Here is a 17,409-nt window from a genome sequence, read left to right on the forward strand (position 1 = left end):
ATTAGCTAGAATATTCGCTTATCACGTCGATAATACGCTGTTGATCGCTATCGCTTAGATTATAAAATAAAGGGAGACGTACTAGGCGCTGGCTTTCTCTGGTAGTATAGTGGTCTTTTCCGTGGAAACGGGCAAAGCGCTGCCCAGCAGAGCTATTGTGTAGTGGAATATAGTGGCACACTGTCCAAATATTAGCAGTTTTCATATGACGAATAAAACCGTCGCGATCATCGATATCGCGTAGCTTAACGTAAAAAATATGAGCATTATGCTTACACATCACCGGAACATATGGCAAGGTCATCCAGTTTTTTGCTGTAAGCGCCTGGTAATATTGGTTCCATAGAACTATACGTCGTTTATTAATGGCGGACGCAGCCTCCAACTGTGCCCACAAGTAGGCAGCCTGTAAATCGGCCATAAGATAACTGGAACCTATATCCTGCCAGGTATATTTATCTACTTGACCGCGAACAAACTGGTTACGGTTTGTGCCATGTTCACGAACGATCGCCGCACGCTCAATAAACGTAGGATGATTAATAAGTACAGCTCCGCCCTCACCGCCTGCGGTATAGTTTTTTGTTTGGTGAAAACTATAACACCCAATATGACCGATAGTACCAAGTGAACGGTTCTTATAAGTAGCCATCATTCCTTGTGCAGCATCTTCAACAACCCACAAACGATGCCGCGCTGCAATAGCCATAATGACATCCATATCGCAGGCTACGCCTGCATAATGAACCGGAACTATAGCCTTAGTTCGTGGAGTAATAGCGTTTTCTATAATCGTTTCATCTATATTCATAGTATCCGGGCGAATATCGACAAACACGATGGTAGCACCGCGTAGTAAAAATGCATTGGCAGTAGAGGTAAAAGTATAGCTCGGCATTATCACTTCATCACCAGGGTGAATATCCAGCAGAATTGCAGCCATCTCTAACGATGCAGTGCAAGATGGGGTCAACAGTGCTTTTTGGCAACGAAAGTTATGCTCCATCCACTGCTGACAACGCTGGGCAAAGTAGCCATCTCCGCACAGCTGACCGCTACTAATAACAGTCTGAATAAAGTCTAACTCGGTACCGATAATAAGTGGTATGTTAAATGGGATCATTGTTTTCTCTGTATAGCCAAAAGCTGGAGTAAGCAACGATAGCACCGTTTGACAAATAAAACTGCAAAGCTAGCAGATTGGCGCTTTGAGTTGCCATCCAGAGACTTCTGAGATTACGCTGGTAACACCAAGCTACTGCAGCCAAATATAGTTGCCGTCCGGTACCGCGTCCTCGTAGGGCTGGGGCAACTGCCAACAGACCTATACGCGCCTCATACTGTCCTATTTGTCGTAGAGTAACAAGGCCCTCGATGCCTCTATGGCCTTCAAATAACAGGCAAAGATCATCAAAAGTACCGCGCACAGCATTTTCCACCCACTGTGCATAAAATCTACGTCGCTCATTATTACTAAACCACGGAGGTCGGATACGGCTTAATACCAAAGCATCTGCAGCTAAAGCACGTAATACCGGAATATCTAATAAGGTCGCTGGACGTATTTCAGCAGTAGGTAACGCTATTCTATCTTCAGTTGACTTTAATGGCGGCAAGATGTAGCAACAATCGATTTCTCCTTCTACCGATTCGAAGCCAATAGCGCGGAGAGCTTTGATCTGTGCTTCGTCCTGTGTTGCTACTTTAGCCTGTACCAACGCAAAAACATTCAGCACAGACTGTGTTAAAGCATTAGCCGTTGCGTCAAAACGTAAACGTCCTAAGGGTCGGCCGAAAAAATAGCTATCCCAGCTTAGAACATTAATATGTGCTAGAGCGGGCATGCATCTAGTAAATCAAGTAAGTATTGGCCGTAGCCGTTGTTCGCCATTGCTAACGCTGCGCACCGTACTCCATCTTTATCCAGCCAGCCATTTCTCCAGCCAATTTCTTCCAAGCAAGCAATTTTAAAACCTTGGCGCTTCTCCACTGTTTGCACGAAAGTACTTGCTTCGATCAGACTCTCATGAGTACCAATATCTAGCCAGGCAAAGCCGCGGCCTAGTAATTCGACTACTAGTTTTCCTTGCTCCAAATACATCTGATTAATAGTAGTAATTTCTAGTTCGCCGCGCGCCGATGGTGTTACTTTTTTTGCGAACTCTACTACTTGCTTATCATAAAAATAAAGTCCGGTTACCGCCCAGCGAGAGCGAGGATCAGTAGGCTTTTCTTCCAGCGTCATAGCGCGGAAGTAGTTATCGAATTCCACTACGCCGAAACGCTCGGGATCTCTGACCTGATAGCTAAATAGTGTAGCGCCCTGCTCACGCTCAGCAACCATACGCAGTTTAGAACTAAATCCATGGCCGAAATAGATATTATCGCCTAGTATTAGACAACAACGATCGCCCGCAAGAAATTTCTCGCCAATTAGTAAAGCTTGCGCCAGACCTGCTGGTTTGGACTGAGCCGCATAGATAAGCCTAATTCCGAAAGTTTCGCCGCTACCCAGCAGACGCTGAAATAATGGCATATCCTCTGGAGTCGTTATGATCATAATATCTCTGATTAATGCAAGCATTAGAATAGACAAAGGATAATAAATCATCGGCTTATCATAAATAGGTAATAACTGCTTGGAAATACCAAGAGTTATCGGATGCAAGCGACTACCGCGGCCACCTGCTAAAACTATACCTTTCATTTTACGTATTCCGGTTTCTCAGATAGCCTCAGTCTATCTATCCTGGACTCACGCCACCATTCACGATGCGTTAAATACCAGTGCACCGTCTTAGACATACCGCTATTGAAGGTTTCCTGCGGCCGCCATCCAAGCTCTTGTTCAATTTTACTTCCATCGATCGCATAGCGTCTGTCGTGTCCTGGGCGGTCCGTTACATAAGTGATAAGCTGTGAGAATGCCGTGACTCCCGGTGGGTGCGGAGCACCTGCCTGCTCCAGTAGTGAGCACAGGGTTACCACAACATCGATATTACGCTGTTGATTATTGCCCCCTATATTATAGGTTTCGCCAACACACCCACCTCTTAATACTTGGTAGAGGGCTCGTGCGTGATCTTCTACATACAGCCAGTCACGCACTTGGCAACCATCCCCATAAATAGGTAACGGTTTACCTACTAAAGCGTTAAGTATCATCAAAGGAATGAATTTTTCTGGGAAATGGTAGGGACCATAGTTATTAGAACAGTGAGTGACTAGTACAGGTAGGCCGTAAGTACGCATCCAAGCGCGTACCAGATGATCACTTGCTGCTTTAGAAGCAGAGTAAGGACTACTAGGCGCGTAAGGCGTTTTTTCAGTGAATAAGTAACTAGTATCGGGTAGATCACCGTATACTTCATCGGTTGATATATGGTGGAAACGAAAGGCCATACGTTGCGCAGCCGGTAACCCCTGCCAGTAATGTAGGGTTGCTTCCAGCAGAACATAGGTACCAGTAATATTTGTTTTTATAAATATTGCTGGCTCTTTGATTGAGCGATCGACATGACTCTCAGCTGCTAAATGCATAATAGCGTCTGGATGAAAAGATCCTAACAGACGCGTCATCACCTGCTGATCGCCAATATCTGCGCAGACAAAGCGGTAACGGGGATCGCCGACTACCGACGCTAGCGAATTAATATTCCCAGCATAAGTGAGCTTGTCTACGACTAAAACCTGGTCTTCGGTGGTAGCAATAATATTGCGTACTACCGCTGAACCAATAAATCCAGCACCACCGGTGATTAATAGTCGCTTCATCGCCAGACACCCTTAGTATCAATAATCCAGCGCTGGGCAATAGATGAAGGCTTAAGGGCGAGAAACTGACGGTGATCTACCAACATAACCAGTACATCTGCAGTAGCTAGAGCTTGATCACTATCGGTAAGCGTAACTTGTCCTACAAGCGATTCCGGTAATATTCTAATGTTAGGCTCTACTACTAGGATAGGTCCACAGTGCCAAGTAGAAATCATTTGTGTAACCTGGACTGCAGGACTGTCTCGTAGATCATCTATATCCTGCTTGAATGCCAGTCCAAAACAAGCGATTGTGACCGTACTTATTTTCCGACCACTGTAGGTAAGAAAATCAGCCACTGCCGCTTTTACCTTATTTACTACCCAGCTAGGTTGATCGTCATTCACCTGACGGGCAGTCCGGATAAGTCGGGCATGCACAGAATTTTGGGCCACAATAAACCACGGATCAACGGCGATGCAATGGCCTCCTACGCCGGGGCCAGGCTGCAGTATCTTCACCCGTGGATGACGATTTGCTAAGGCAATGAGCTCCCAGATGTTAATCTGTTGTTGATCACAAATCAAGGATAGCTCGTTGGCGAAAGCAATATTAACATCACGAAAACTATTTTCTGTTAATTTACACATTTCTGCAGTGCGGACATCAGTAATAATACACTCGCCTTCCACAAAAATTCGGTATAAATCTGCAGCGCGTGCCGAGCAACGTGGTGTCATGCCACCAATTACCCGATCGTTTTTAATCAACTCAAGCATAGCCTTGCTAGGGAGTACCCGCTCAGGGCAATAGGCCATATTGATATCAGCTGCCTCACCTACCTGCTGTGGAAAAGTTAAGTCTGGTCGCGCCCATGCTAGCAAGCCCGCCATTTGCTCGGTTGTGCCCACCGGTGAAGTTGACTCTAATATCACTAAATCACCTGATTTGAGCACTGGTACCAGCGACAAAACAGCAGTTCGTACATAGCTTATATCAGGTTGATAACCTTCACTTAAAGGTGTCGGCACGGCGATTAGGAACGCATCTGCTGGCTGTGGTCGGCAGACGGCATGCAGGAGACCTTGCTGCACTGCTATTTTCACTACCTTAGACAAATCTGACTCAATTAGATTAATCGTACCACGATTAATGGTATCTACGGCATCCTGATTGATGTCCACACCTATAACCTGCTTCCGGGACAAGGTAAATGCTGCTGCGGTAGGCAAACCGATATAACCTAGTCCAATGACAGAAATAGTATTAAAATTCATGGATGTACCTGACTAATTTGTTTTAATACGGTAATTACTTTCTGACAGGCTTGACCATCTCCATAAGTATTATGAACCCGGCTCATCCTCTGACACGCTTGAGCATCATTTAGTAGTTGTGAAACGGCTTGGTAAATCGCCTGTACATCTGTCCCCACCAATTGCACCGTACCAGCAGCTACGGCTTCCGGTCTTTCAGTAGTATCACGCATTACCAGTACCGGTTTTCCTAGCGACGGCCCCTCCTCCTGAATACCGCCTGAATCTGTTAGAATCATGGTGGCACGGTTCATGAGATAGACAAAAGGTAAATATTCCTGCGGGTTTATTAATGTGATATTTGGGATACCGCTCAGCATACGGTTCACTGGTTGGCTAACGTTAGGATTGAGGTGCACCGAGTAGACTACCTGTACTTCAGGATAGTCTATGGCAATACGTACCAGAGCGTGGCAGATACGCTCGAAACCGCTACCAAAACTTTCTCTACGGTGACCAGTTACCAAAATCAGCTTCTTTGCGCTGTCAAGAAAATCGTAACACTGCTCCATATTAGAGTGCAGTACCGAATTACTTAGTACCCTATCGCGCACCCAAAACAAAGCATCTATCACCGTATTGCCGGTAACTGCAATACGATCTGCTGGCAATCCTTCTACTAGCAAATTTTGCCGTGCATGGTCGGTAGGAGCAAAATGCCAGCTTGCAAGATGGTCGGTAAGTTTGCGATTAGCCTCCTCCGGCCATGGTGATAACAAATCGCCAGTGCGTAATCCAGCTTCAATATGACCCACCGGGCAATGCTGATAAAAAGCGGCTAGACTTGCCGCTAAAGTACTAGTAGTATCGCCATGGACTAGTACTAAATCGGGACGAAAACTTTCAAGCACTGGTTTCATGCCAGTCAGTATACTACTGGTTATTTCGCTTAGCGCCTGAGCATAGCGCATGATATTTAGATCATAATCAGGCACGATTTCAAAAAGTCGCAAAACATGATCTAGCATTTCGCGATGCTGGGCAGTGACGCAGACGCGGGTTTCAAAAGTCGGATCATGGGCCAGAGCAAGAACTAGCGGTGCCATTTTTATTGCTTCCGGTCGTGTGCCAAAGGCAATCAACACTTTCACAACAATTCCTTTCATTAAGATTAATTAAGTAAACTATCGTATACTACCGTAGCAACGTATAGTAGGCAGACTTACTAAATAGGCAGGCACAGGCTTGATAAGCTTGTGGTATTATTAACTTCACTATTAACGTATCTCCACCCTCCAGATTAGGACAAACCTAGCGTAAACACGAGACTAGGGCGTATGACTAAGTCGCTTTTTATTACGCTTGACAAAACGTATTACATACCATGCACATTTTACTATATGGCCATATAGTAAAAATATACCCATCCATAGTAGCAGCATTACCGATTCCGACCAGCATAACCAGCGCTCGCCAATAACCCCGACAAACGCTAAAAATCCTGCTATGAGGGTGATAATAATAAATGCTTGGCTAGAGGTGAAACCAGCACGCATGATTAGATGGTGAATATGTTGTCTGTCTGGAGCAAAGGGACTCATTCCCTTACGTATACGCCGATACATAATGGCTACCATATCCATCAATGGTACGGCTATTACCCATAGTGCGGTTACTGGAGTAATCGGGTGTTCCAATCCTTGGGTACTTTGCAGGAGCAGCCAGGTAATAGTAAATCCGATCATGGTGCTGCCTGCATCTCCCATAAAAACTTTATAGCGCCTGCCACAAACACCAATATTCAGTAGAATATAGGGAAAAATTGCTGTAATCATAGCGAAACAACACAGCGCTAAGCTTTGGTTATTATCGATATATAGTAAAATACCCATCGCCCCAAGTGACACACAGGAGAGACCACCGAGTAGACCATCGATGCCATCCACCATATTAAAGGCATTAATCGCAGCCCAGAAGGAGAATAGGGTGACCAAATAACCAAATGGTCCCAGAACCATCTCCCATGGACCGAATATATAACCAAAACTTTTGATATAGCTACCGCTGAATATCATCATCGCCACAGCAACAAGCGCCTGAATTATGGCGCGCGTTATTACGTTGATCTCAAAACGGTCATCGATAACACCTGTTATGACTAATACAGCTGCACATATTAGGTAAAGCACCATGTGGGGAATACCATGGTTGTTATATATATATAAAAACGTAAAACATATACCAGCATAAATAGAAATACCACCTACTAGAGGTATTTGCCCTTGGTGGCATTTGCGAGAGTTTGGTTTATCAACGAGACCTACTTTTTTTGCTACTTTGCGTACGAAAAATAAAAACAGTAAAGAAAAAATAAAAATTTTTACAAAATCAGTACTTATCTTGAGTATATTCACAATAAAAAGCTCTATTAATCGGGCCGTTCACTGTGGTTTATGCCTCACTCAACTACCAACTACTGTCCCGATGCCTCAAGCGTCACTATACGGTATGGCAATAAAATAGGGATTTTGTTATCTCTTGATTTTCCACTGGAATCTCCGTTAAGCATGTAGATCTTAACATCAGCATTTAATCACAATCAGAAATTAAAAAAAGTTTACCTACTAAAGCGTTAAGTATCATCAAGTGAGTTGACTGACTAGTACAGGAATGAAAAACGCCACGTGATTACGTGGCGCAACCCTTAGTTTTGATTACTTAATAGCGTTTCATCATATCAAAGAATTCATCATTCGTTTTAGTCATCGCTAATTTATTCATCAAGAATTCCATTGCGTCGATTTCACCCATCGGATGGATTATTTTACGTAAAATCCACATCTTCTGTAGTTCTTCCTGAGTAGTAAGCAATTCTTCTTTACGGGTACCAGACCGGTTGTAATCGATAGCCGGGAAAACACGCTTCTCGGCAATTTTACGCGACAAGTGTAATTCCATGTTACCAGTACCTTTAAATTCTTCATAAATTACTTCGTCCATCTTTGAACCAGTATCAATCAGCGCAGTAGCAATAATGGTCAAACTGCCACCCTCTTCTATATTCCGTGCTGCACCAAAGAAACGTTTCGGACGATGCAGGGCATTAGCATCTACACCACCTGTCAAAACTTTGCCTGAAGCAGGGACTACAGTATTGTAGGCGCGCGCAAGACGTGTAATAGAATCTAACAAGATGATGACATCTTTTTTGTGCTCAACGAGGCGCTTTGCTTTCTCGATCACCATTTCGGCTACTTGCACATGGCGCGTAGCTGGCTCGTCAAATGTTGACGCTATCACTTCACCTTTAACTAACCGCTGCATTTCTGTTACTTCTTCTGGACGTTCGTCTATTAACAAGACCATTAGTACGCAGTCAGGATAGTTATAGGTAATACTTTGTGCAATATTTTGCATCAGCATTGTTTTACCTGCTTTCGGCGGTGCTACTATTAAACCACGTTGACCACGTCCAATAGGTGATGCCAAGTCTAGTACACGGGCCGTCAAATCTTCCGTCGAACCATTTCCACGCTCCATGCGTAGACGCGAGTTAGCGTGTAATGGCGTCAGATTTTCAAATAAAATCTTATTACGGGCATTTTCTGGCTTATCGTAGTTTACCTCGTTTACCTTCAACAGCGCAAAATAGCGCTCGCCTTCTTTTGGCGGACGAATCTTTCCAGAAATAGTATCGCCGGTACGCAGGTTAAAACGGCGAATCTGGCTGGGGGAAACATATATATCATCCGGACCGGCTAGGTAAGAACTGTCACCAGAGCGCAAAAAGCCAAATCCGTCTTGCAGTATTTCCAGTACGCCATCGCCGAAGATATCTTCTCCACTTTTTGCATGTTGCTTAAGTGTGGCGAAGATGATGTCTTGTTTACGCATGCGGGCTAGGTTTTCGAGCCCCATCTTCTCGCCGATTGTGACTAACTCCGAAACTGGCGTATTTTTTAATTCGGTAAGGTTCATAATGGTGGGTTCTTAAACTCGGGGTATATCTCGAACTAATATTGTGGATGGGATGGCAGTGTAAAGTAAATTACTTATTGCGATAATAATAGCCATTCATACAAAAATCATAATAATAAAAAGAAGACTGAGATAAAAAGTGCCTCACAATAAAGAATAAATCATGATGAGATTTCATCCAAAAATCATAATAATAAAAAGAAGACTGAGATAAAAAGTGCCTCATAATAAAGAATAAATCATGATGAGATTTTATCTCGTCTGCTTGGCTTGATGCCATCCCTGGTCATTTTGAGAGTAAAGCATAAATTTCACTAGATAGTGAAATTTTCAGATTAGCATGTTTCTCAATAGAAGTCGAGTAGTAAATATAAGTAACGCAAATAAATATGAGTACGCTACCCTGACACCGCTTAAATATTTGCGTTCAGGAACTCTTGAAGTTGTCCTTTAGATAAGGCGCCTACTTTGGTGGCGACTACTTCGCCGTTACGAAAGAGCAAAAGGGTAGGAATGCTGCGAATACCATACTTAGGCGCTATAGTAGGATTTTCATCAATGTTCAATTTTGCTACGAGAAGCTTTCCTTTGAATTCCTCAGCAATTTCTGCTAGAATAGGTGCTATATTCTTACAGGGACCACACCATTCTGCCCAAAAATCAACTAGGAATAATCCCTCGGTTTGTAGTACTTTTTTTTCGAAGCAATCTTGACTAAGATTTATTATCTGTTCTTTCATTTTGACTCCTCAAAATTCATTACTATTTAATCAATGACTGACAATAAATGCAATCAATAATTAGTATTATTCTACGATATTAAAAACTTTTGCTTCTTCAATGGGTTTATTCCATCTCATTGGTCTTACCTGTTCTAGTAACTAACATCTTGCAGAGAATCAAAGTTATTTGACCTAAAAGTATATTACATTACATAATAGTCTTTAGTATTTTTCTTAATCTTCGCTGTCGGTGTAGTCTTCGACGACATCCATCTGTGGCTTACCACCCGATAGGGTATGAAAACGTTTAGGACGACGGGTGTGTGCCATATATTTTAACCATACTTTTTCATGCTCATTAGATGGTACATGTTGACCATGGCATACTGCGACAAATTTACGTTCATCATCAGTAATAGGCTTACGTTTACCACTATCTAAATCATAATAAGCATTACCGCAACGTTCCAGTAATTGCGCTTCCCTAATAGTAAAATGACCATGACGTGAGAAGCCACGAGGATAATTTTGGTTATCGAAATAACGATTAGTCGTAAAAAAACTCTCTACCATATTACACGCTCCTATCTTTTTTTTATTTATGGCCCGGAGTATTAGTTAGGCTTGACGTTCTGTAAAACAAAACATTTTAATCATCACGATAAAATTTTTTGGAGAGCATCGTGAACATAGAATTACTTAAAACTTTTTTAGAAGTAAGCCGCACTAAACATTTCGGCCGGGCCGCTGAAGTACTTTGCTTAACTCCATCTGCGGTGAGCTTCCGCGTACATAAGCTAGAAACACAACTAGGGGTAAGTTTATTTACTCGTCATCGCCATAATATCTGCCTTACAGGTGCAGGAGAAAGGCTGCTACCTTATGCGCAAAACCTAATGTTTACCTGGCAAGTCGCTAAACAAGAAGTAACCCAATCGTTGCAGCAAGACTGGCTCTCCATAGGTGCAAGCGCCTCACTGTGGGAGGCTTGGTTGGGAGAGTGGTTACTAAATATCTATCATAAAAGGCCAGAACTACATCTAGAAGCGCGTGTAGCACTACTAGGACATCAAGGATTGATAAAAGAACAGCATAAGCGGCAATTAGATTTACTAATTACCACTGAAGCGCCAAAGATAGAGGAATTAACTAGCCAGCAGTTGGGTAGTTTTTCCTTAACGCTGTTTGCCGCCAGTACCACATTCGTCAGTAGTCAGCGTCCTTATATTCAGTTAGAATGGGGTAACGATTTTCATTATCATGAAAGCAGGTTACTGGTAAACCAACGAGCGCCGCTGATGATAACGAGTTCAGCGCAACTAACACGTCAATTGCTACCAGCTACCGGTGCTTGTGCTTTTTTACCAAGTCATTGGGCCCATAGCTGGCCAGATTTACAGCCAATTCGTGAAGTGCCATCAGTGGTTAGACCATTGTACGCTGTCTGGCTACAAAACAGCGACCAACGCCCGTTAATACGGCAACTGCTGAAAACCCCTATTATTTAAATTAAACTGCGATGACTACGTATTATTGGTCTATCTCTCTTCTTTTATTCCGCAACGTACTACTCCCTCCTAGATACCAAACTACCAATAGTAGTAATTTATTTCGAGGCATAGATTGAAAACATAACTTTTGCTGTTAAGGTATACGCTTATAATATACGTTCGCAATATATAAACATTAATCTTACAGCGATAAGGAAAGTAGTAGTCTTCAAAACCTTCGCGATAATGTCTCTCTTAGCGATGAAAAAGTGATGATTACACCAGAACAATTAAAAATTTTGTTTCCTTTCAGTAATGCAACAAAACGATCAGTTATCGAGTCACGTCAGATAATCTCTGATATCATTCACCACCGTGATCCTCGCTTGCTAGTGGTATGTGGTCCATGTTCTATCCACGATATCGATGCAGCTCTTGATTATGCCTATCGTTTGCAAATTTTATCCTCTGAATTAAGCCAGAGACTATATCTTGTAATGCGGGTCTATTTTGAAAAGCCTAGGACTACTTTTGGCTGGAAAGGTCTTATTAGCGATCCTTATATGGACGGATCTTGTGATGTAGAAGTTGGGCTTAAGATGGCTCGTGGTTTGTTGCTAGAACTAGTAAAAATAGGGCTCCCGCTAGCCACTGAAGCGCTGGACCCGAATGTTCCCCAGTATCTTGGTGACTTATTCAGTTGGTCGGCTATAGGCGCACGTACCACAGAATCCCAAACTCACCGCGAGATGGCCTCAGGCTTATTGATGCCGGTAGGTTTCAAAAATAGTACCGACGGTAGCCTGACTACTGCGATAAATGCGATTCGTGCAGCCGCGATAGCGCACCGCTTTATGGGAATTAATCAGGCTGGTCGGATCTGCTTATTACAGACTAATGGTAATCCAGACGGTCATATCATCTTACGTGGTGGTAACCAGCCTAATTACCACCCGCGAGATATCGCAGATTGTGAAAAGCAGATGGCTTCGGCTGGTGTGTCATCAGCGCTGATCATCGATTGTAGCCACGGTAATTCTAATAAAGATTATCGCCGTCAAATTGACGTAGTAAAGTCTGTACTCGCGCAGATTAAAGCGGGCAATAGTTCGGTTATAGGCTTAATTATAGAAAGTAATATTTACTCAGGAAATCAGTCTTCAGAATTACCACAGAACCAAATGCGTTACGGTGTGTCAGTAACTGATGCCTGCATAGATTGGCATACGACTGACCATATGCTACGTGAATTGCATCGTGAACTGTAGTTAGTTCTACGACCGTGTAAAACTAGATACATGTCTATGAGTATAAAATATAATGTATGTACTACATATATACTATCATGCAGCTATCGTGAGGATATGCTAAAGAGCATAAAGATTAAAAACTATCGATTCTATTAATCTATAGATTGCTGGAAAAAAAGTTACGAATAATATTCGCAACTTTTTCAGCCTGGCCGTTAAGTTGCAATTGTTGGTAAGCATTTTCCATATACGGTAGTGCTTGGTATGTAGAATTGGTATCAGGAAAATGACGTAACATTTGCTCAACTCTATTTACTACTGCGATATAAGCTCCTCTTTTATGATAGTATTTAACGACCGACAGCTCATACTTAGCTAGCCGATCTTTAAGATAAATAAAATGTTTCTTGGCATCTATAGCATACTGGCTATAGGGATAATAATAAATGAGTTGGTAAAAATCACGAAAAGCTGCATGAGCATATTCTGGATTCTGTTCAGAGTTATTAAAACCAACAAATAATAATTTAGGTAATGCACTTTCATCCAACACCATATTAATAAGACCACGTATGTAGAGCACATAGTCAATATTTGGATGGTTAGGATTCGTATGTAGAAAACGATTAATAATAATTTGCGACATTTTTAGTTCATATAATTTATAGTAAGTATATATTAAATCAAGTTGTATCTGCTGCGTGTAGGTACCTAACGTATAGTAGTTATCAAGTATTTCCAGTTCTTTGATGGCTTCCTTATAGTAGCCATCCTGTAGTTTTTGCCGCGCTGAGGTATAAACTTCTGATGGTATATGATTAAAAACTGCATTTGTGTTACTGGAACAATTAACTAAGATCATGCTTAGTGTTGCTACTGTAACTAAATATTTTATGTGCATCATTCAGTTTATAAGTTTTAACGTGTTCTTCAAAGTGTTATATTGTGTCATAGTAACTCTATGTATAACACAGCATGACTTTAATGAAGAGACTTCAATATGGCGCAAGATCGATATCTTACTGGAAATGTGAATCATGCACCATTCGCGCAACGTTTAGATCACGTTATGGTCAAATTATTCTATGATCATTCGCGATCTAGAATTAAAAATTGGATATTAAATGGTCAAGTTAAGGTAAACGGTAGGGTCACTGTAGTTCCAAAAAAGAAAATACTCGGCGGTGAAAAAATTGAAGTATCTATGGTGATGGAAAATGAGCAGCACTGGAAACCGCAGAATATTACGTTGAATATTGTGTATGAGGATGATGATATTATTGTCATAAACAAACCGCGAGATATGGTAGTACACTCAGGCGCTGGTAATACCGACGGTACTATACTTAATGCTTTGCTGTATTATTATCCACCGATCATAGATGTGCCGCGTGCAGGCATCGTCCACCGATTAGACAAAGATACCACAGGTTTGATGGTAGTAGCCAAAACTGTGCCGGCGCAGACTAGATTAGTGGATTTATTACAGGCACGGAATATTACCCGTGAATACGAAGCAATAACTATTGGCACCATAACTGCCGGCGGCACTGTAGAACAACCTATTGCCCGCCATGCAACCAAACGCACACATATGACAGTGCATCCGTTAGGTAAACCAGCGGTGACGCATTACCGCATCATGGAACATTTTCACGCCCATACTAGGTTGCGGCTAAGGTTAGAAACCGGCCGTACTCATCAGATTAGAGTACATATGGCCTATATCAACCACCCTTTGGTAGGAGATCAAAAATATAACTGCCGTAAGTACATACGTAAAGATACCATGGAAATGGAAGTATTGCGCCGATTCGATCGCCAAGCGCTACATGCGACTATGCTACGATTATACCATCCTATCACTGTTCTTCAGATGGAGTGGCATGCAGCGTTACCGCAAGATATGGTCGAGTTAGTGAATGCACTGAAAGCTGATACTGAAAAATTTAGGTTGACATGAACTAACTGTTATATGAAATCTCCATTGTGACTATTTTTACCAGTAGTAGGAGGCATTATGCGTCTGGATCGTTTAACTAATCAATTTCAACTAGCCCTAGTCGACGCTCAGTCATTAGCTATGAGGCGTGCTAATAAATTCATAGAACCTTTACACGTCATGGTGATTTTGCTCAAGCAGGAAGGTAGTACCTTATGCCAGTTACTGCAGTATGCAGGTGTTAATATCTCACAATTAATTATAGCAGTGGAACAAGCCTGCAAGCGATTACCGCAGGAAAAAAGTACTAGCGCCAACGTACAACCATCGCCAGATTTAGTACGTGTATTTAATTTATGTGAACAATTTGCGCAAAAACGTTTTGATAGTTTTATTTCATCTGAGCTTTTTGTACTAGCATCAATTGAGTCGCATGGTACCTTAGCAGAATTACTCAAATCGGCTGGTGCCACTACAATATCTATTACCCAAGCTATAGATCACATGCGTAATGGGCAGCAAGTAAATGCTCCAGATATAGAAAATCAGCTTCAAGCATTAAACCAATTTACTATTGATCTCACTGAACGCGCGGAACAGGGGAAACTAGATCCTGTTATAGGTCGTGACGAAGAAATCCGCCGTACCATTCAGGTTTTACTACGGCGTACTAAAAACAATCCCGTACTAATCGGCGAACCTGGGGTTGGTAAAACTGCAATCGTAGAAGGGCTTGCCCAACGCATCGTGAACGGTGAGGTTCCCGAAGGACTAAAAAATAATAGGGTACTATCGCTGGACATGGGAGCACTCGTAGCTGGTGCTAAATACCGTGGTGAATTCGAAGAACGGCTAAAAAACGTGCTCAGCGAGATCTCAAAAAAAGAAGGTCATGTTATTTTATTCATTGATGAATTACATACTATGGTAGGCGCCGGTAAGGCCGATGGCACTATGGATGCTGGTAACATGCTTAAGCCAGCTCTTTCCCGTGGCGAATTGCATTGCGTAGGTGCCACCACCATAAACGAATACCGTACATTTATTGAGAAGGATGCGGCGCTAGAAAGGCGTTTTCAGAAAGTATTCGTCGTTGAGCCGACCGTTGAGGATACCATCGCTATCCTACGTGGTCTAAAAGAGCGATATGAGCTACATCACCATGTACAGATTACGGATCCCGCTATAGTAGCTGCAGCGATGTTATCTCACCGCTATATCGCAGATCGGCAATTACCAGATAAGGCTATTGACCTGATCGATGAGGCAGCTTCCAGTATCCGTATACAGATTGACTCTAAGCCAGAAGAGTTGGATCGCTTAGAACGGCGAATGATTCAGTTGAAGCTAGAGCAACAAGCTTTAAAGAAAGAATCAGATGATTCTAGCCTTAAACGTCTTAATATGCTTAATGAAGAACTAGCTGAAAAAGAACGTGTTTACTCTGAGCTAGAAGAGGAATGGAAAGCGGAGAAAGCTTCCTTATCCGGAACCCAAAATATAAAAGCAGAGCTAGAAAAAAACAAAATATACATCGAGCAAGCGCGTCGTATCGGAGATCTAGCACGCATGTCGGAACTACAATATGGTAAAATTCCTGAGCTCGAGAAAAAATTAGCGGTAGTCTCGCAATCTGAAGGTAAAAGTATGCGTTTGTTGCGTAATCGTGTAACAGATATGGAAATTGCTGCAGTACTAGCACGTTGGACAGGTATTCCTGTATCGCGTATGCTAGAAAGCGAGCGAGCTAAACTTCTACGGATAGAGCAAGATCTACATAAAAGGATAGTAGGCCAGAACGAGGCAGTCGAAGCGGTTTCTAACGCCATCCGCCGTAGTAGAGCTGGTCTCGCAGACCCTAACAGGCCAATTGGTTCTTTTATGTTCCTGGGACCTACCGGAGTAGGAAAAACAGAGCTATGTAAAGCTCTAGCTGCTTTTCTTTTTGATAGCGATGCTGCGATAGTGCGTATAGATATGTCTGAGTTTATGGAAAAACATTCGGTATCGCGGATCGTAGGTGCTCCTCCGGGATATATTGGCTATGAAGAAGGTGGTTATCTTACCGAGGCCGTCCGCCATCGACCTTACTCAATTATCTTACTAGACGAAATAGAGAAAGCTCATCCGGACGTGTTTAATTTATTACTGCAAGTATTAGAAGAGGGACGATTAACTGATAGCCATGGTCGTACAGTTAATTTCCGCAATACCGTAGTAATTATGACATCCAATCTAGGATCCGATGTTATTCACGAACATTTTCGTCAACTAAATTACCAGGAAATGAAAGATTTAGTTTTTGATATAGTTCGCGATCATTTCCGGCCTGAGTTTATTAATCGTATCGATGAGATTGTTGTTTTTCATCCGCTCGGTCATGAACACATTATGAAAATTACCCAGATCCAGCTACAGCATCTTTATAAACGTTTAGAAGAACAGGGAAACACTATGACTATCAGCGACGAAGTGCTAGCTTTATTAGGTAAAGCAGGTTTTGATTTGATTTATGGGGCACGGCCGCTGAAACGCGCTATACAGCAGAAAATAGAAAATCCATTATCCCAACAGATACTATCTGGACACTTACAGCCAGGTAAACTAATCAAACTTGATGTGAAAGACAATAATATAGTAGTCAGCCAGTGAAAACTTTCTTAGCTGAGTTAGTTTATACGTTCTTTAATACGCGCAGCCTTACCGGTACGTTCACGCAAATAATATAGTTTAGCTTGACGAACGAAACCACAACGTTTAATAGTAATACTATCTACTATCGGGGAGTGCATTTGGAATACGCGCTCAACACCTTCACCGTTGGAAATTTTACGAACAGTAAATGCAGAATGTAAACCGCGGTTACGAATAGCAATAATTATCCCTTCGAATGCTTGCAGACGTTTTTTACTGCCTTCAACAACCCAGACCTTAACTTCTACTGAGTCACCTGGGCGGAAAGATGGTAGATTTTTCATCTGCTCTTGTTCTATATATTTAATAAGGTTACTCATA

The 17,409-nt window shown here is 42.3% G+C and carries 15 protein-coding genes and 1 pseudogene; 4 read left to right on the forward strand and 12 right to left on the reverse strand.

Features of this window, described 5'->3' with window-relative positions; all coding sequences use genetic code 11:
• Position 1: 1 nt before the first annotated feature.
• The 10 genes from rffA to IM45_RS01105 form a co-directional block, all read right to left on the reverse strand.
• Positions 2 to 1,123, reverse strand: a complete 1,122-nt coding sequence (rffA, locus tag IM45_RS01060) for a dTDP-4-amino-4,6-dideoxygalactose transaminase (protein ID WP_038498149.1) — start codon at positions 1,121 to 1,123, stop codon at positions 2 to 4.
• On the reverse strand, positions 1,110 to 1,844 hold the full coding sequence (rffC, locus tag IM45_RS01065) for a dTDP-4-amino-4,6-dideoxy-D-galactose acyltransferase (protein ID WP_038498152.1): 735 nt from the start codon (positions 1,842 to 1,844) through the stop codon (positions 1,110 to 1,112). Before rffC ends, rffA begins: the two co-directional genes overlap by 14 nt.
• On the reverse strand, positions 1,832 to 2,707 hold the full coding sequence (gene rfbA, locus IM45_RS01070; protein WP_038498155.1) for a glucose-1-phosphate thymidylyltransferase RfbA: 876 nt from the start codon (positions 2,705 to 2,707) through the stop codon (positions 1,832 to 1,834). The genes rffC and rfbA overlap by 13 nt, the downstream gene beginning before the upstream one ends.
• Positions 2,704 to 3,774, reverse strand: a complete 1,071-nt coding sequence (gene rfbB / locus IM45_RS01075) for a dTDP-glucose 4,6-dehydratase (protein ID WP_038498157.1) — start codon at positions 3,772 to 3,774, stop codon at positions 2,704 to 2,706. The genes rfbA and rfbB overlap by 4 nt, the downstream gene beginning before the upstream one ends.
• On the reverse strand, positions 3,771 to 5,033 hold the full coding sequence (gene wecC / locus IM45_RS01080; protein ID WP_038498160.1) for a UDP-N-acetyl-D-mannosamine dehydrogenase: 1,263 nt from the start codon (positions 5,031 to 5,033) through the stop codon (positions 3,771 to 3,773). Before wecC ends, rfbB begins: the two co-directional genes overlap by 4 nt.
• A complete protein-coding gene (gene wecB / locus IM45_RS01085) occupies positions 5,030 to 6,163 on the reverse strand; it encodes a non-hydrolyzing UDP-N-acetylglucosamine 2-epimerase (protein WP_038498164.1) in 1,134 nt (377 codons plus the stop codon). Before wecB ends, wecC begins: the two co-directional genes overlap by 4 nt.
• Before the next feature lie 177 nt (positions 6,164 to 6,340).
• Complete coding sequence (wecA, locus tag IM45_RS01090; protein ID WP_038498167.1) at positions 6,341 to 7,426, reverse strand: UDP-N-acetylglucosamine--undecaprenyl-phosphate N-acetylglucosaminephosphotransferase; 1,086 nt, start codon at positions 7,424 to 7,426, stop codon at positions 6,341 to 6,343.
• 304 nt (positions 7,427 to 7,730) lie between these two features.
• Complete coding sequence (gene rho / locus IM45_RS01095; RefSeq protein WP_038498170.1) at positions 7,731 to 8,990, reverse strand: transcription termination factor Rho; 1,260 nt, start codon at positions 8,988 to 8,990, stop codon at positions 7,731 to 7,733.
• A 413-nt stretch (positions 8,991 to 9,403) separates the two neighbouring features.
• Entirely contained in the window at positions 9,404 to 9,730 is a 327-nt protein-coding gene (gene trxA, locus IM45_RS01100) for a thioredoxin TrxA (protein ID WP_038498173.1), read from the reverse strand.
• Positions 9,731 to 9,946: 216 nt separating this feature from the next.
• Positions 9,947 to 10,285, reverse strand: coding sequence for a MaoP family protein (locus tag IM45_RS01105; RefSeq protein WP_038498176.1), 339 nt, complete (start codon positions 10,283 to 10,285; stop codon positions 9,947 to 9,949).
• A gap of 110 nt (positions 10,286 to 10,395) precedes the next feature.
• Here IM45_RS01105 and hdfR point away from each other — a divergent pair, with 110 nt between their 5' ends.
• Positions 10,396 to 11,220 (forward strand): HTH-type transcriptional regulator HdfR, encoded by an 825-nt coding sequence (gene hdfR, locus IM45_RS01110; RefSeq protein ID WP_038498179.1) that lies wholly within the window; start codon positions 10,396 to 10,398, stop codon positions 11,218 to 11,220.
• Between the two features lie 224 nt (positions 11,221 to 11,444).
• Positions 11,445 to 12,470: pseudogene (locus tag IM45_RS01115) on the forward strand (3-deoxy-7-phosphoheptulonate synthase); the annotation flags it as partial.
• 139 nt (positions 12,471 to 12,609) lie between these two features.
• Here IM45_RS01115 and bamD read toward each other — a convergent pair.
• Positions 12,610 to 13,356 carry an outer membrane protein assembly factor BamD gene (gene bamD / locus IM45_RS01120; protein ID WP_038498182.1) on the reverse strand — a complete coding sequence of 249 codons (747 nt, stop codon included), beginning with the start codon at positions 13,354 to 13,356 and terminating at the stop codon, positions 12,610 to 12,612.
• Positions 13,357 to 13,452: 96 nt separating this feature from the next.
• Between bamD and rluD the strand changes: the two genes are divergently transcribed.
• Both rluD and clpB read left to right on the forward strand, forming a co-directional pair.
• On the forward strand, positions 13,453 to 14,415 hold the full coding sequence (gene rluD, locus IM45_RS01125; protein WP_038498185.1) for a 23S rRNA pseudouridine(1911/1915/1917) synthase RluD: 963 nt from the start codon (positions 13,453 to 13,455) through the stop codon (positions 14,413 to 14,415).
• 57 nt (positions 14,416 to 14,472) lie between these two features.
• A complete protein-coding gene (gene clpB, locus IM45_RS01130; protein ID WP_038498188.1) occupies positions 14,473 to 17,046 on the forward strand; it encodes an ATP-dependent chaperone ClpB in 2,574 nt (857 codons plus the stop codon).
• 17 nt (positions 17,047 to 17,063) lie between these two features.
• Here clpB and rplS read toward each other — a convergent pair whose 3' ends face one another.
• The gene (rplS, locus tag IM45_RS01135; RefSeq protein ID WP_038498191.1) at positions 17,064 to 17,408 is read right to left on the reverse strand and encodes a 50S ribosomal protein L19; all 345 of its coding nucleotides are present in this window, start codon (positions 17,406 to 17,408) and stop codon (positions 17,064 to 17,066) included.
• Between the last annotated feature and the right edge of the window lies 1 nt (position 17,409).

The sequence above is a fragment of the Candidatus Palibaumannia cicadellinicola genome, assembly GCF_000754265.1.
Classification (GTDB): domain Bacteria; phylum Pseudomonadota; class Gammaproteobacteria; order Enterobacterales; family Enterobacteriaceae; genus Baumannia; species Baumannia cicadellinicola_B.

Excerpts from the sequence above, each read along its gene's own strand:
- rffA (WP_038498149.1), bottom strand. The coding sequence starts at position 1,123 with ATGATCCCATTTAACATACCACTTATTATCGGTACCGAGTTAGACTTT.
- rffC (WP_038498152.1), bottom strand. The coding sequence starts at position 1,844 with ATGCCCGCTCTAGCACATATTAATGTTCTAAGCTGGGATAGCTATTTT.
- rfbA (WP_038498155.1), bottom strand. The coding sequence starts at position 2,707 with ATGAAAGGTATAGTTTTAGCAGGTGGCCGCGGTAGTCGCTTGCATCCG.
- rfbB (WP_038498157.1), bottom strand. The coding sequence starts at position 3,774 with ATGAAGCGACTATTAATCACCGGTGGTGCTGGATTTATTGGTTCAGCG.
- wecC (WP_038498160.1), bottom strand. The coding sequence starts at position 5,033 with ATGAATTTTAATACTATTTCTGTCATTGGACTAGGTTATATCGGTTTG.
- rho (WP_038498170.1), bottom strand. The coding sequence starts at position 8,990 with ATGAACCTTACCGAATTAAAAAATACGCCAGTTTCGGAGTTAGTCACA.
- trxA (WP_038498173.1), bottom strand. The coding sequence starts at position 9,730 with ATGAAAGAACAGATAATAAATCTTAGTCAAGATTGCTTCGAAAAAAAA.
- IM45_RS01105 (WP_038498176.1), bottom strand. The coding sequence starts at position 10,285 with ATGGTAGAGAGTTTTTTTACGACTAATCGTTATTTCGATAACCAAAAT.
- bamD (WP_038498182.1), bottom strand. The coding sequence starts at position 13,356 with ATGATGCACATAAAATATTTAGTTACAGTAGCAACACTAAGCATGATC.
- rluD (WP_038498185.1), top strand. The coding sequence starts at position 13,453 with ATGGCGCAAGATCGATATCTTACTGGAAATGTGAATCATGCACCATTC.
- clpB (WP_038498188.1), top strand. The coding sequence starts at position 14,473 with ATGCGTCTGGATCGTTTAACTAATCAATTTCAACTAGCCCTAGTCGAC.
- rplS (WP_038498191.1), bottom strand. The coding sequence starts at position 17,408 with ATGAGTAACCTTATTAAATATATAGAACAAGAGCAGATGAAAAATCTA.